The sequence below is a fragment of the Ktedonobacter sp. SOSP1-85 genome (assembly GCF_016587415.1).
Classification (GTDB): Bacteria; Chloroflexota; Ktedonobacteria; order Ktedonobacterales; family Ktedonobacteraceae; genus Ktedonobacter.
This window is the reverse complement of the sequence record NZ_BNJI01000003.1, coordinates 1,773,973-1,788,614: the sequence shown is the minus strand read 5'-3', so window position 1 is coordinate 1,788,614 and position 14,642 is coordinate 1,773,973. Positions and strand designations below refer to the sequence as shown.

Genomic DNA, 14,642 nt, shown 5'->3' with positions numbered 1-14,642 from the left:
TCTGCCTTCGGCTATGCACGTATTGACAATACGATATATCTATATTAAACTAATAGATAGGTTTCCTAATAAATTAGTTTCCAATCTTTTAGCAGCACCTTCAAAGGCGGATAACCTCTTATGGATTCAGACACCAATGCGACAGCAAGGAAGCTCGCGCAGTCACTGATGCAGTTCAACAAGACCTTTATGCAATTCCACCGTAGCGAACTGCATCAAAACTTTACCGGGTGCAAACCCAGCGAGGTGGGAGTGTTATTCGCGATCCGGCATGGAGTGCAGGGCAATGGTCGCCCAATTAAGGTCTCAGAGATCAGTAAGCATATGCATGTGACCTCTCCAACGATCACGCAATTGCTGAATAGCCTCGAAGCCAATGGCCTGGTTGAACGCCATACCGACCCGACAGATAGGCGTGCCGTAGGTATCGCGTTAACAGAACATGGAGAACAACTTGCGCATAAGGCCGAAAATGTCTTGTTCGAGACTTTTCAAAACCTGAGCGAGTACCTGGGAGATCAACAGAGTAATCAACTTGCGGACTTATTAATAAAAGCATTCCAATACTTTAATGAGAGGGACACTAATGGTTACTTCTTTCCATGGAAGGGAGAAGAGGCATGATTAAATTGCTACGGTTTATGAAACCGTTTAGATTGGCCATCGTTCTCATCCTGATCCTTGCTTTTGCTCAATCTATGGCTAACCTGTATCTACCAACTCTTATGGCGGATATCGTGGACAATGGTATCGCCAAGGGCGATACAGACTACATCTGGCGCATCGGCGGCTTGATGCTACTGATCACCCTTGGTGGAACAATCTGTGCTATTATTGGCAGCTTCTTCTCCTCCAGGGTCGCGACCGGCTATGGAAAAATCGTTCGCAGCAACATTTTTACGCGCGCGGCCAAGTTCTCGCTACATGAGTTCAGTACCGTCAGCACGGCGTCGCTGATTACACGCACCACCAACGATACAACCCAGGTGCAGCAGGTTTACGTCATGATCCTGGGTATGATGGTGACGGCTCCGATGATGGCCATCGGTGGCGTTATCCTGGCCCTACAACAGGATGCGGGCCTTTCCTGGATTCTCCTGGTCGTGATTCCGATTCTGGTTGGAACCATTCTCCTGATCATGACGCGGGCCATTCCGCTCTTCCAGATGGTGCAGAAGAAGTTGGATAAAATCAACCTGGTCGTTGATGAGGGGCTGACCGGCGTGCGCGTCATTCGCGCCTTTGACCGTGTGAAGTACGAGGAGAAGCGCTTCGATGATGCCAACCTTGACCTGATGGACGTCTCGATCAGGGTCAACCGGATCATGGCCTTCTTGATGCCTGTCATGATGCTGGTGCTAAACGTCTCCAGCGTGGCTATTCTCTGGTTCGGCGCCATTCGTATCGATAATGGGCAGATGCAGGTCGGCGCGCTTATCGCCTTCTTGCAGTATGCGATGCAGATTCTCTTCGCCATGCTGATGGTCTCGATGATGTTCGTCATGGTGCCACGCGCCGCGGCCTCGGCTGACCGCATCAATGAGGTCCTGGCTATCGAGCCGGAGATCAACGATGCCGAGCAGGTGCGCCTGGCGAACGAGCAGAAGGGCTACGTCGAGTTCCAGGATGTGACCTTCAGCTATCCTGGCGCGGAAGAGCCTGCGCTCTCTCGCATCTCCTTTAGCGCAAAGCCCGGCCAGGTCACGGCGATTATTGGCGGTACCGGCTCTGGTAAGTCAACCCTGGTCAACCTGGTTCCGCGCTTCTACGATATTGATAGCGGTAACCTGCTTGTCGATGGTGTCGATGTGCGTGAGATGCCCCAGGAACACCTGCGCGAGAAGATCGGCTTTGTGCCACAGAAGGCCATCCTCTTCTCCGGTACCATTAACGAGAATATTCGCTTTGGCAAGCGCGACGCCACGGATGAAGAGATTCGTCACGCCGCCCAGGTCGCCCAGGCCAGCGACTTTATTGGCGAGATGAAGGACGGCTTTGCTTCAGCCATCGCCCAGGGTGGTACCAACGTCTCTGGTGGCCAGAAGCAGCGTCTCTCAATCGCCCGCGCCCTGGTCCGTCGACCCGAGATCTACATCTTTGATGACAGCTTCTCAGCCCTGGACTTCAAGACCGATGCCCGGCTGCGCGCCGCGCTCAAGCAGGAGACCCAGGAGTCAACGGTCATCATCGTGGCCCAGCGCGTCAGCACCGTCATGGACGCCGATCAGATCATCGTCCTGGATGAGGGTCACATGGTTGGTATTGGAACCCATAAAGAGCTGATGGAGAGCTCTGAGGTCTATCGCGAAATCGTCACTTCCCAGCTCGCTCTGGAGGAAATAGCATGAGCCAGGTACGCAACGGACAGCGCCCCGGTGGAGGCATGGGTGGCGGCCCAATGGGGGCCATGGGCCGACCGGTAGAGAAACCTAAGGACTTTAAAAAGACATTTAACCGCCTGCTCGGTTACTTCGCACCCTATAAAATCCGCTTACTGGTGATCCTGGGCGCAGCCATCATCGGTACGGTCTTCAATATTGTCGGACCAAAAATTCTGGGTCTGGCCACAACCAAGCTCTTTGATGGCCTGATCGCGAAATACCAGGCATTTCTAAGGCATCAGCCTGCTCCTGGCATTGACTTCACCTATATCGCGCAGGTGCTCTTGCTGCTGCTCGGTCTCTATGTGGTCAGCGCCATCTTTACCTATATTCAGCAGTACATCATGGCCACTGTCGCGCAGAAGACCGTCTATAACCTGCGCCGCGATGTGGAAGAGAAGCTCTCACGCCTGCCCTTGAAATTCTTTGATGGTCGTACGCATGGCGAGATTCTCAGCCGCGCCGTCAACGACATGGATAATATCAGCACAACGCTCCAGCAGAGTGTGACGCAGGTCATCACCTCTTCAGTTACCCTGGTAGGTGTCATTATTCTGATGTTCTCCATTAGCTGGCTGCTGAGCCTGATTGTCCTGGTCACGCTTCCCTTGAGCCTGCTCGTGACAGTGGGTATCGCCAAGCGCTCGCAAACATACTTCCGCAATCAACAGCGCTCGCTGGGGCACCTCAACGGTCACGTCGAGGAGATGTATTCAGGCCATAAAATCGTCAAGGCCTTTGGTTACGAGAACGAGTCTCTGAACCAGTTCACCAAGCTGAACGAAGAGCTCTACGAGGCTGGCTGGAAGGCGCAGTTTATGTCAGGCATGATCATGCCTCTCATGCGCTCGATTGGCAACCTCGGTTACGCCTTTGTAGCCGTGATTGGCGGCATTATGGTCACACAGAAGGGTATCACCATCGGTGACGTCCAGGCCTTTATCCAGTATGCCCAGCAGTTTACCATGCCTATCACCCAGCTGGCGAACTTCGCCAACGTGATTCAGTCCACTATGGCCTCAGCCGAACGCATCTTTGAGCTTCTGGATGAGCCAGAGGAAATTCCTGAAGCCGTGCCTGCCGCGACTATCGAAGAGCGCCAGGGCGCGGTCGAGTTCCAGCATGTACGCTTCGGCTACAAAGAGGACGCGATCCTGATGGAGGACATGAATATCCATGTCGAACCCGGACAGATGATCGCCATCGTTGGCCCCACGGGCGCAGGCAAGACGACCCTCGTCAACCTGCTGATGCGCTTCTACGAGGTCAACGGCGGCAGCATCCTGGTCGATGGCGTGGATATCACGCAGCTGAAGCGCGGCGACCTGCGTCGTACCTTCGGTATGGTGCTCCAGGATACCTGGCTCTTCAACGGTACCATTCGCGACAATATTGCCTATGGACACGAGGGAGCCACGGAGGAAGAGATCGTGCGCTCGGCCAAAGCGGCCTACGCCGACCACTTTATCCGCACCCTGCCCGAGGGCTATAGCACGATCCTTAATGAAGAGGCCAGCAACATCTCGCAGGGTCAGAAGCAGTTGCTTACCATCGCACGCGCCTTCCTGGCTGATCCCGAGATCCTGATCCTGGACGAGGCCACCAGTAGCGTCGACACTCGTACCGAGATCCAGATTCAGCGAGCCATGGCAGAGCTGATGAAGGGCCGCACCAGCTTCGTCATCGCGCACCGTCTCTCTACGATTCGCGATGCCGACCTGATCCTGGTCATGAATCACGGCACGATCATTGAGCAGGGCACCCATGAGGAACTGCTGGCGAAGAAAGGCTTCTACGCCGATCTCCACAACAGCCAGTTCAGCCAGGTACCTATCAGCGAAGCAGTGTAGTTTGAAACAGAAAAGAGGGAGCGGAGGGCAGGCTTGCCCTCCGCTCCCTCTTTTCTGTTTGTCATGTTGTATATTTGAGGCGGCACCCATTTCTTCGTTCTACCTTAAGAAAGAAGAACGCATCTTAGAAAGAGACGAGAACGTTTGTCATGCAATCCTCAACCCGGTTCTGTGATAGCTGTGGCGCGATCAATCGCGCCGACGCGCGCTTCTGCTACGCCTGCGGGCAACCTCAACTCACCTATGCCAGCACCGCTACTGGCCTGCTCACCACTTCACACACACTGAAACAACGCTATAGTATTCTGGACAAAATAGGCCAGGGAGGCTTCGGCGCGGTGTACAAGGTTGAGGATATGCTCTTTCAAAACGCGTTGAGGGCGGTCAAGGAAATGGGCATGCGCGGGCTAAGTCCCCAGGAGACGCAGGAAGCCATTGCCGCCTTCAAAAACGAGGCCGTGCTCCTCGCTAACCTGTCCCATCCTAACTTGCCTCACATCTATGACCACTTTGAGGAGCATGGGCGCTGGTACCTCGTCATGGACTACGTCGAGGGCGAGACGCTTGAGAAACGCCTGGAGCAGGCACCCGGTGGCAAGCTCTCCATAGAACAAGTGCTGGAGATTGGTCTTCAGCTCTGTAGCGTCTTGAACTATTTACACAATCACCAGCCTCCCATTATCTTTCGTGACTTAAAGCCCGACAATGTTATGCTTGGCGACGATAATCGCCTCTGCTTGATCGACTTTGGCATCGCGCGCTTCTTTAAACCTGGACAGGCCAAAGACACGGTAAGCCTGGGGACACCAGGCTATGCCTCGCCCGAACAGTATGGGCGCATGCAGACCTCCGCCGCCTCCGATATCTATAGCCTGGGCGCGACACTCCACCACCTCATCTCAGGCATCAATCCAGGGTTGACGCCCTTCCTCTTCCAACCACTTGAACTTGACCAGGCCACCTCCGGCAATACAGCACTTGAAGCTCTAATCATGTCTATGGTCGAGCTAAAAGTCGAGAAAAGGCCAACCAGCACGGAGAGCATCAGAGAGGAACTACAACACATTCAGCAGATACGCCAGAATCAACAAGCTTCCTACAAGAGGCTTGCAAGACGCATACCACCTCCTCCACCAGCCAGCATAGAGCCCACCATCCCCCTGGAGCCACAACAGATTATCGTTGTCGCGCAGGAAGGTGACGGACAATATACAACCATTGGCGAGGCCCTACAACACGCAAAACCCAATGCCTTTATTCTCGTACGCCCGGGTATGTATCAAGAAAGCTTACGGCTCGACAAAGAGGTTACTATCATTGGCAATGGACCAAAGGAGGACATTATCCTTGAAAGCAGCGAGAGTCATACAATTGAGATGCAAACCAGCCAGACCACCATACGTGGCCTGACCATCCGTTGCCTGGCCAATGCATCGAATCAAATCTATCACGCGCTGGCCATTCTGCAAGGGCAACTTCTGATTGAAGACTGCGATCTTACCTCTCATGCGGGCACCTGTGTCACGATCCAGGGAGAGAATACCAATCCTACGCTGCGCTACTGTACTCTGCATGACAGCTCTGGACATGGCATACTCGTCTCAAAAGATGCATGGGGAACATTCGAACATTGTGATATCTTCGCCAGTAGCCAAGCGGCCGTGTGTATCGCCAGGGGCGGCAATCCCATGTTCCGCCACTGCACCCTGCACGATAACCAACAAGAGGGCGTCATCATTGAGGAGGGTGGGCAGGGAACCTTTGAGGACTGCACGATCTATAATAATGGTGCCTCGGGAGCGATAGTTAGCGCACAGAGCAACCCCCTCCTGCTCCGCTGCCAGATACACCATAATCAGCGCCATGGCATCACTATCCAGGACAGAGGACAGGGATCTTTCCAGGAATGCGCCATTCATGCAAACGGAGCCGACAACGTTCTGATAGCCTCTGAAAGCACCCCCTATTTCTACCATTGCACCATATTCGAAAGCAGCCAGAGCGGCGTTCTCATCAAGGATCAAGGCCTGGGAACGCTCGAATATTGCGACATCTACCGCAATCAGCTTGCCAATATCAGCATCACGACTGGCGGGAATCCGCGTATCGCACACTGCACAATCCACGAGGGTAAACGCAGCGGTATCGCTATCTCTGCCAGTGGGAAGGGCCACATCGAGCAATGCACCTTTAGCGGAAACGCCGAGAAGGCCCTGGCAATTACGCCAGCCAGCCAGGTAATACTCAAAGCCAATTACATAGAAGATACCAAAAGTGCCTCTTGAGCGAGCACGCCAGCATAAGAGAGAGGATACTCACGGTGAGTATCCTCTCTCTTATGCTGCTATCTTCTTTACTCAGGCTCGCCGCAATGGCGCACCAATCAGGTGTAAGTGTTGTAGAATCTCTTTGAAGGACTGAGTGACATTGGTTTCATGATAGGGGATAGAGCGCTCCTGGCAGAAGGCTTTCACGATCCCCTGTGCTTCCTTCAACTTATTGCGCGGCATGGCAGGGAACAGGTGATGCTCAATCTGATAATTTAAGCCACCATACACAAAATCGGTCAGCGGGTGCGCATGGATATTGCGCGAGGTCATTATCTGGCGCTGCAAGAAGCTGACTTTACTCTCTTTCTCAAGCACAGGCATGCCCTTATGGTTGGGAGCGAAAATCGATCCCAGGTAAAATCCGGTGGCAGCCTGGTGAATAGCAATGAAGAGGATACCCGCCCAGAATGGTACATGCGAGAAGACAAATGCGAAGTAGAGAACGTAGTGGGCAACCAGAAGAAGCCACTCGAGGCCCTTGTACCTGGCCTTCTGATGCAACAGAAACGCAATGCTATTATATTGCAGACCCCCCGCGACCGTCATCAAGGCTGGAAAGAAGAGCAAGGCCTGGTGTTTGACCAGAAATCGTCTAAACTTGCCCATCTGCTGCACATCTTCCATGCCTGTAAATTCAAGAAAAGGGATTTCAATATCTGGATCCATATCCACTTGATTGGGATGGCTATGGTGCTTATTATGCTTATCAAGCCACCAGCTATAACTCATGCCGATCAAGAGGTTTCCTCCCACCAGGCCCAGAAGATCATGTTTCCATGAACGAGCAAACATCTGGCGGTGGCCTGCCTCATGGCTTACTAAGCCAACCTGAGCAAAAACAAAGGCCATGTAGACCGCGTCAAGAAGTTGTAACCAGAGCACATTAACGAGCAGGAAAAACACAATGCCAATGAGAAGTAGCCCCAGAAGAAGGGCAACTCTATATGTATAGTAGGCGGGCTGCTTTTCCAGAAGCCCCCTCTGCTTTATCAGATGTTTAAGCTCGGCATACTCATTACCGGCTTCCTTTGGCGTAGGGCGCTTGACAGGGGACGGCTTGAAGTCATCGTTTGATAACACCATCGTGGTGGATCGTTTCGCTGTCATAAAATGCGTTTCCTTACGGAGAAGTATACGTTCTCCTTATTTCTTTTACCTGCGCCTCAGTGACGCATGGGATATAAGAGTGAGGTCAGGTGGGAATTGTTTCAGAGTGGTACTTTGTCTTCTAGCAGTACTAGCGAAAGGGTCCATCACTACCAGACGAGGAGTATCTTTCTCACTATGTGTTATCGACAAGGATTGAACCCTGCTTTAAGCGTCTTTCATAGGTCCTCCCCAAAAAACGCCTGCCCTAGCTGGTCATATAGTACCCAATACCTGGCTCGGTCATGATATGCGTTGGGCGAGAGGGATTGGCCTCCAATTTGCGCCGCAGGCGTCCAATATAGACACGCAAATATTCGGACTCGCTGCGATACTCTACTCCCCACACCCGGCGTAATAGTGCCTCATGGGTAAAGATTTTTCCTGGATGTAAGGCCAGTTCCTGGAGCAGATGAAACTCGGTTGGCGAGAGCTTGACAGGATCGCCGTCGCGCCAGACCTGCTTCTGCTCAAAGTCGATCTCCAGGCCACCAAAGCGCTTCACACCAGCCGAGACTGGCACTTCATCAAACGCCCAGTGGCTTCGTCTGAGCACAGCCTTCACTCGTGCCATCAATTCGCCTACGCTAAAGGGCTTCGTCAAATAATCATCGGCGCCCTGGTCCAGGGCCGCGATTTTGTCTGCGTCCTCTCCCAACGCGGTCAGCATAATAATGGGAACGGTACTCTTCTGCCTGATACGGCGGCATACCTCTAAACCATCCATGTTGGGCAGCATAATATCCAGGATCACCAGGGCCACGTTAGCCTGGTCAAAGTGCGCCAGGGCCTCCAATCCATCGCTGGCAAGCAAGACTTTGAAGGCGCGCAATTCCAGGTTACGCCGGATAAAATTGCGAATCCCCGGCTCGTCATCAACGACGAGAATATATTTCTCCTGTGGCATACAGTAACACCTCTCTGGGTTACAAAATATTGAGCAAGGCAAACATGTCTGGCTGCGCGTCAGGAGGGTAAAGCACACGAGGCGGGAGCCAGATATGAAAGGCAGCGCCTGTTGCTCCATCAGCCCGGTTCTCGGCCCAGATTCGCCCTCCATGTGCTTCGATAAAGCCACGACAAATGGCCAACCCCAGCCCCACACCGCTGCTGCTACGTCTACGTCCACTATCAACCTGGTAGAAACGCTCAAAAATACGCTCGGTCAGATCCGCTGGAATACCGGCGCCATTATCGATCACACTCAGATAGAGTCCCCCCTTTACCTCGCCATCTTCCTGTTCATACCTGACCACGATCTCGATGAGCGCATCGGCGCCAGCATAACGCCGGGCATTCTGGAGCAGGTTGCGCAAAACCATCTCAATCCTCTTCCCATCTACGTTAATCAGCGAAGGTTTCACTGGCAGACTGATCCGTACCTTTTCTCTTTCCTGTTCTGGCAGAGCTTGCTTGATTAATACATCGAGGGGATAGAGACCGGGTGAGAGCTTGAGCGTCCCAGCCTCGATTTGCGACATATCCAACAGGCTCGTTACCAGCTCCGCCATGCGATCAGTCTCAATCACAATCCCGCGCAGAAAATCCTCCTGTATAGCACTCTCCATCTCGACATCGGTTTCAAGCAAGCTCGTAGCATAGCCTTTGATAGATGTTAATGGTGTTCGCAACTCGTGCGAAACGATGGCAAGCAGGTTCTTCTTGATTAGCTCTGCCTCGTTGGTACGCGTCACATCTTGAAAGACCTTTCCGCGTCCAATAAGCTCGCCTGCCTGGTCGCGCACCTGGAACACGCGCAGGCGAACAACCCTACGCACAGGTATATGTTGTCCAACCAGATTATGGTAGCCGCGTACATAAAATTCAATCACATCGGGTCCGCTCCCGGTCTCGGCTGCGTGTACAGCTTGTTGGTACACATCAGGATCTTCAATGAGCGAGAGCAGCGCGTCCTGCGCCTTATGCTCATCGAAAATAGGGGGGAGGAGATCATTGGGCGAAAGGCCCACAAACTGGGTAAAGCGCTGATTGGCATAGATGATATGCCCGTTGGGAGCTTCGAGGAGCAAGCCTTCATTCATGCTATGCATAATGGCATCCAGGGTATACAGGCGCGCCTGGCTTGTCGCATCGCTTTTGCGAAAGAGGTCATGCACCTCGTCCTCCATGGCAGAGAAGGCCGCGATGACCTGCCCAATCTCGTCGATACGCTCCCGCTCCCTGGCAAGAAGCCTGCCATCCATGACCTTCGTCTCCTGATCTGGCTTGATCATGATGACCGCCTGCGCCAACTTCTTCAGCGGCGCGACCACTCCTCCATGCATCGCGAACCAGAAAAAGCTGGCTCCGATAAGCACCATAAAGAGCGCGATACCCAGGCTATTCCGAAAACTCACGACTGTGGCAAACGTACTGTCAGTTGGCCTCTGGATCACCACACCCCAGTAGCCACCATCCAGGCTAACAGGCATATAGCTATAGAGCCAATCGCGGTTAGACTCCTGCGCGATCAGGCTCCCCTGCCTCCCCTGTAAAGCCTCCTTCACTCCAGGCAATGACACGCGCGAATCGGCCGCGAAAGATCCCTGTCCAGGCTGTACTATGGGATGGCCTTCGTGGTCGACCACCCAGGTACGTAGCTCGCCACTCGTATTCCATTGCTTCTCCATCGATAGCAGGCGCGCCGCCAGTCGCTCAAGCTGGAGGGTCACCAACATGGTTCCGACTACCTTTCCTCGATCATCGCTAATGCGCCGCGCAAGCACGACCAGAGACCCACCTGAATTGAGACTAATACGACTGATAGAGATAAGTGATCCATTTGTCTGCACCGAAAGCAGAAAGTGGCGGCATAACTGGCTTTCACTCAAGTTGTGGGCCTGGCTCTCTGGCGAGGCAAGCAGCAGGTTTCCAGATACATCGCAGACCGCATAGAGATTGCTGGAGGGCTGGGCGAGTGCTGCCAGGGAGAAGGCAGTAGTGAGTCGCTGTCGATCAAGCTGCTTAGCTTCCTGACTATAAGATAGAGTGCCATCAATGTTTATCGCGGGGCCAATAATCGATTCGACATCAAGGGCAACCGCCTGGGCGAGACTCAAATCCGCGCGCGTGGCATTCTGCTGGAGCGCGTTGCGCTGAAAAAGATACAACTCGACACCGCCCAACAGCAAGGGCAGCAGAAATAAGCAGTAGAAGACAAGCAGTTGCAATGTGATGCTTCGTTCGAGTAATCGCAGCATAATTATCCTCGCCAGGGTCAGGCCCTAAACATCGCGCCTCAGTATGTTTAGTATGCCGGAAACATCTATGTATTGCAATCCTCTCCCTATAGTCACCTTCCAACTTGTCAGGGTATTTTATTTATACCATCAACTATTGACAATATCAATAGTTGATGGTATAAATACTTTGACCATAGTTAGTTTCCTCTCATAGGAAGCGCGTTGGATTAGTGCTTGGAGGTAAAACAAGTTATGGATACTCTTGAGGATACTCTCTTTCGACAATTATCATACGCCTGTTCTGAAGCCAAGCAGACCTTCGCTCAACATCTTGGTATGAGTCAGGCACGATGGCAACTCCTGATGCTTTTGGAGCGTCAAGGTGAGATCAGCCATGCTGACCTACAGCGGCATTTATTGCTTGATGGCGCCACGATTACTCGCCTGGTCAAGCAGTTTGAGGCAGAAGGAGTACTCAGTCGTCGCCTCGATCCACAGAATAATCGCTACACGCTCGTCTCTTTGACTCCTTCCGGGCATGCGATCACCGCTGGAATTCGCGCAACACACAGCGAGTTTCAGACACGATTGCTCGATGGCATCACCAGGGAAGAGCAGGAAACCATGTTGCAAGCCCTTGAACGATTGCGTACAAACATACGCCTTATCCAGCAAGAAGACCAAGGGCATGAATAAGTTCTCCTTTCTGGATCTGATGTTAGGAGAAAAAGATATCGCTCAAACGTCAAAACGACGGGTGTGACACAGCAGACTTTACAGGAAGGGCTTATCCATCTCTTCCACAAAGAAAAAGGTACAAATGGAAGATCTTACAGCAGAACATCAACAAATTACTCGTGGCGCCACCACACTGCACTATTGGCTGGCAGGACCGACTGATCGCCCGTTAGTGGTTTTTACACATGGAGGGGGGATGGATCATCGGATGTATGAAGAGCAGCTCGCTCCTGTTGCTAAGAATTATCGCGTGCTCTTATGGGATGTGCATGGCCATGGACAATCCCAGCCACTAGGCATGGGAGGAGTCTTTTCATTGCGTACGGTTGTAGATGATTTGCTCGCTATCGTCGATCAGCTTGGATACCAGAAGGCTTGTTTTGTCGGCCAATCATTTGGAACATATATCTCTCAAGAAGTCGCTTATCTTTATCCTGAACGCGTTCTTGCCCTCGTTGTGATTGGTGGATACTGCTTAACTATGGAGATTCCGCAATCCCTGAACCTGGGAGTGCAAAGGGGAACTGAAAACATCCCTTTTTCAGATTTCAAGCAGTTCCTGGTGAATATGGTTGGCATACGGCCAGAAGTCAAAGCATATGCTCAGGAGGCATGTGCTCCCATGGAAACATGGCTTGCGATGAGAAAAGCCATCCCTGGTTTTTTTCATGAAGAAGTGGACTATCGATTACCCATGCCTTTCTTGCTCACACATGGAGCACAAGATGCACTCAAAGAGGTCAGAGACCAGGCTCAAATTTGGGCGCAACGCGAACCGTATTGTCACTACATCGTAATCCCTGATGCTGGTCATAATGCCAATCAAGACAATCCTGAGTTTTTCAATCAAGTGCTCCTCACCTTTCTTCATCAGCATATTCCTTGACTGTCAAGCAATAGACAAGTCCAAAGGCAGCAATCCTTTTCAGAGAAAACACATAAGGAGATTACAAATGACAGCAGCAGACATCAGGGCTTTAGGTTACCGTGTCTATGAAGCCATTAATAAGCAAAACATTGCGGCATTGGAGGAACTCTTTGATCCACGCGTCATCAGGCATGCAACAGGAGAAATAGGCATCGAGAGCGTAAAAAATGCTGTAGCGCATGCCTTTCCTACAACCTTTCCTGATAAGTGCTTCGTGGTCGAAGATGTACTGGTTGAAGGTGACAAGGCAGCTCTTCGAGTGACGGTTCATGGCGTCCCGGTAGCTTCAGGACAGCCTCAGCCCGTCATCATAGAGATCTTTCGGATCGAAAACGGACGTGTTGCTGAAGTATGGGGTGCTGGTACCTCACGTTAGTCCAAGTCTAATTCATTCCCCAGATAACAGAGTGCCAATCGTGGAAACGCACCAGTGATGCCTTGCCTACCCTGTTGTGGATGAGATATCTCTACACATGCGGCATGGTTATGAGACGGCTCATCCACAACAGAGTTATGCTGATTTCTCTGTTGCAATTTCAACGTTTATATTTTTGTTTACACTCTCTTGCCTTTGTTTACGTGATATTTACCCTCCGGCCTCTACACTTAGCATAATCAAGTACAGTGTTGTACAGCAGAGCTTATTTATTCGCACTGGAGGGAAATATGGCGACAGCCAATGACAACATCGCACGCTCTCGCATGGGACCTGTTATCTTTTCAAGCACTCTGGGCACAGCTATTGAATGGTATGATTTCTTCCTCTATGGAACGATGGCGACCCTCGTCTTCCCTAAGCTTTTCTTTCCTGGCTCGAACCAGGTAGTTGGTACCCTCCTATCTTTGTTCACTTTCCTGGTTGGCTTTATCGCACGCCCCTTTGGAGGTGCGCTCTTTGGCCACCTGGGTGACCGCATCGGTCGCAAATCCACACTTATCGCGACGCTCTTGTTGATGGGTATCTCGACACTGCTCATCGGTTTCTTGCCTGGCTATACGGCGATAGGCATTGCTGCACCCGTGATCCTTGTGCTGCTGCGCCTGGGTCAGGGTCTGGGTGTAGGCGGCGAGTGGGGTGGCTCGGTCCTGCTGGCGCTTGAATATGGTCATAAAGAACGCAGAGGCTTCTGGGCCAGCTGGCCACAGATGGGCGCGCCCCTTGGCCTGGTGCTCTCCACTGTCGTGGCCAACATCGTCCAGTCCTCTACAGGAGCCAGCTTCCTCGACTGGGGTTGGCGCATCCCCTTCTTTGTCAGCGCACTCCTGATCATTGTTGGCCTCTACATCCGCCTGAGCGTGCTGGAGACTCCGCTTTTCGCGCAGCTCAAAGAGCAGAAGCGTGAAGCCAAGGCTCCGCTCATCGAGGCCTTCCGCTACAGCACACCCGAGATCCTGCTCAGCGCCGGCTCCCGCTTCATTGAGCAGGCGCCCTTCTACCTGTTCGTAACCTTTGTGATCACCTATGGCCTGGATAAACTAGCCCTGGATAAGACGTTTATCCTCAACGCCATCACAGTCGGCTCCATTCTGGAGATGATCACTATCCCACTCTTTGGTCACCTCTCCGACCGCTTCGGGCGGCGCAAATGGTACCTGATCGGCTGCGTGCTTATGGCGATTTTTGCCTTCCCGTACTTCCTGTTGATGAACGCGGGAACGGTTACCTTCTTCATCGCGGTTGTTCTCTCTCTCGCCATCTTCCACTCCTGGGTCTATGGTCCACAGGCGGCGCTCATCGCCGAGCGCTTTGGTACCCGTTCTCGCTATAGCGGCGCCTCGCTTGGCTACCAGCTAGCCGCGCCCTTCGCTGGTGGCCTGGCTCCGATCATCGCCCTCTTGCTCTTGACTGGCAAAAGCAGCCTCTCGGCCCTTGGTCTGAGCAAAGTCGTCGTCAACATCGGAGCGGGTTCCTGGCAGGCGGTCGCAATCTACATGGTCGTACTTGCCGTCATCTCCTTTGCCTCGGTTCTGGGCCTTAAGGAAATGACAAAAGCAGATATCTCAGGTGCTGAGGCGCCTACAGCCAATGAGCCTGAGATAATCCTGGCTCCCACCGACTAACATTACCACGCCCGGCGTAAGTTTTC

Annotated in this window: 11 protein-coding genes; 8 read left to right on the top strand and 3 right to left on the bottom strand. The window is 52.6% G+C overall.

Annotation, left to right across the window (positions count from 1 at the left end; genetic code table 11):
* Positions 1-120 precede the first annotated feature (120 nt).
* The 4 genes from KTE_RS45735 (at position 121) to KTE_RS45720 (ending at position 6,516) form a co-directional block, all read left to right on the top strand.
* Positions 121-624 carry a MarR family winged helix-turn-helix transcriptional regulator gene (locus tag KTE_RS45735; protein ID WP_201394041.1) on the top strand — a complete coding sequence of 168 codons (504 nt, stop codon included), beginning with the start codon at positions 121-123 and terminating at the stop codon, positions 622-624.
* Complete coding sequence (locus tag KTE_RS45730) at positions 621-2,348, top strand: ABC transporter ATP-binding protein (RefSeq protein WP_201394039.1); 1,728 nt, start codon at positions 621-623, stop codon at positions 2,346-2,348. The genes KTE_RS45735 and KTE_RS45730 overlap by 4 nt, the downstream gene beginning before the upstream one ends.
* A complete protein-coding gene (locus KTE_RS45725) occupies positions 2,345-4,231 on the top strand; it encodes an ABC transporter ATP-binding protein (RefSeq protein WP_236601027.1) in 1,887 nt (628 codons plus the stop codon). Before KTE_RS45730 ends, KTE_RS45725 begins: the two co-directional genes overlap by 4 nt.
* 149 nt (positions 4,232-4,380) lie before the next feature.
* Positions 4,381-6,516, top strand: a complete 2,136-nt coding sequence (locus KTE_RS45720) for a pectinesterase family protein (RefSeq protein WP_201394038.1) — start codon at positions 4,381-4,383, stop codon at positions 6,514-6,516.
* 72 nt (positions 6,517-6,588) lie between these two features.
* Here KTE_RS45720 and KTE_RS45715 read toward each other — a convergent pair whose 3' ends face one another.
* From KTE_RS45715 to KTE_RS45705, 3 genes are all read right to left on the bottom strand, one after another.
* Positions 6,589-7,668 (bottom strand): acyl-CoA desaturase, encoded by a 1,080-nt coding sequence (locus tag KTE_RS45715; protein WP_201394037.1) that lies wholly within the window; start codon positions 7,666-7,668, stop codon positions 6,589-6,591.
* A 247-nt stretch (positions 7,669-7,915) separates the two neighbouring features.
* A complete protein-coding gene (locus KTE_RS45710; protein ID WP_201394036.1) occupies positions 7,916-8,614 on the bottom strand; it encodes a response regulator transcription factor in 699 nt (232 codons plus the stop codon).
* Positions 8,615-8,633: 19 nt separating this feature from the next.
* Positions 8,634-10,907 carry an ATP-binding protein gene (locus tag KTE_RS45705; protein WP_201394035.1) on the bottom strand — a complete coding sequence of 758 codons (2,274 nt, stop codon included), beginning with the start codon at positions 10,905-10,907 and terminating at the stop codon, positions 8,634-8,636.
* 234 nt (positions 10,908-11,141) lie between these two features.
* Here KTE_RS45705 and KTE_RS45700 point away from each other — a divergent pair, with 234 nt between their 5' ends.
* The 4 genes from KTE_RS45700 (at position 11,142) to KTE_RS45685 (ending at position 14,616) form a co-directional block, all read left to right on the top strand.
* Positions 11,142-11,585, top strand: a complete 444-nt coding sequence (locus KTE_RS45700; protein WP_201394034.1) for a MarR family winged helix-turn-helix transcriptional regulator — start codon at positions 11,142-11,144, stop codon at positions 11,583-11,585.
* 124 nt (positions 11,586-11,709) lie between these two features.
* Positions 11,710-12,513 carry an alpha/beta fold hydrolase gene (locus tag KTE_RS45695; RefSeq protein ID WP_201394032.1) on the top strand — a complete coding sequence of 268 codons (804 nt, stop codon included), beginning with the start codon at positions 11,710-11,712 and terminating at the stop codon, positions 12,511-12,513.
* 67 nt (positions 12,514-12,580) lie between these two features.
* On the top strand, positions 12,581-12,931 hold the full coding sequence (locus KTE_RS45690; protein WP_201394030.1) for an ester cyclase: 351 nt from the start codon (positions 12,581-12,583) through the stop codon (positions 12,929-12,931).
* A 290-nt stretch (positions 12,932-13,221) separates the two neighbouring features.
* Positions 13,222-14,616: an MFS transporter gene (locus tag KTE_RS45685; RefSeq protein ID WP_201394027.1), complete on the top strand. Its 1,395-nt coding sequence runs from the start codon at positions 13,222-13,224 to the stop codon at positions 14,614-14,616.
* The last annotated feature ends 26 nt before the right edge of the window (positions 14,617-14,642 follow it).

Bases quoted from the DNA above. Each gene is read 5' to 3' on its own strand.
- KTE_RS45710 (WP_201394036.1), bottom strand. From the start codon at position 8,614: ATGCCACAGGAGAAATATATTCTCGTCGTTGATGACGAGCCGGGGATT.
- KTE_RS45685 (WP_201394027.1), top strand. From the start codon at position 13,222: ATGGCGACAGCCAATGACAACATCGCACGCTCTCGCATGGGACCTGTT.
- KTE_RS45700 (WP_201394034.1), top strand. From the start codon at position 11,142: ATGGATACTCTTGAGGATACTCTCTTTCGACAATTATCATACGCCTGT.
- KTE_RS45730 (WP_201394039.1), top strand. From the start codon at position 621: ATGATTAAATTGCTACGGTTTATGAAACCGTTTAGATTGGCCATCGTT.
- KTE_RS45690 (WP_201394030.1), top strand. From the start codon at position 12,581: ATGACAGCAGCAGACATCAGGGCTTTAGGTTACCGTGTCTATGAAGCC.
- KTE_RS45725 (WP_236601027.1), top strand. From the start codon at position 2,345: ATGAGCCAGGTACGCAACGGACAGCGCCCCGGTGGAGGCATGGGTGGC.
- KTE_RS45735 (WP_201394041.1), top strand. From the start codon at position 121: ATGGATTCAGACACCAATGCGACAGCAAGGAAGCTCGCGCAGTCACTG.
- KTE_RS45705 (WP_201394035.1), bottom strand. From the start codon at position 10,907: ATGCTGCGATTACTCGAACGAAGCATCACATTGCAACTGCTTGTCTTC.
- KTE_RS45715 (WP_201394037.1), bottom strand. From the start codon at position 7,668: ATGACAGCGAAACGATCCACCACGATGGTGTTATCAAACGATGACTTC.
- KTE_RS45695 (WP_201394032.1), top strand. From the start codon at position 11,710: ATGGAAGATCTTACAGCAGAACATCAACAAATTACTCGTGGCGCCACC.
- KTE_RS45720 (WP_201394038.1), top strand. From the start codon at position 4,381: ATGCAATCCTCAACCCGGTTCTGTGATAGCTGTGGCGCGATCAATCGC.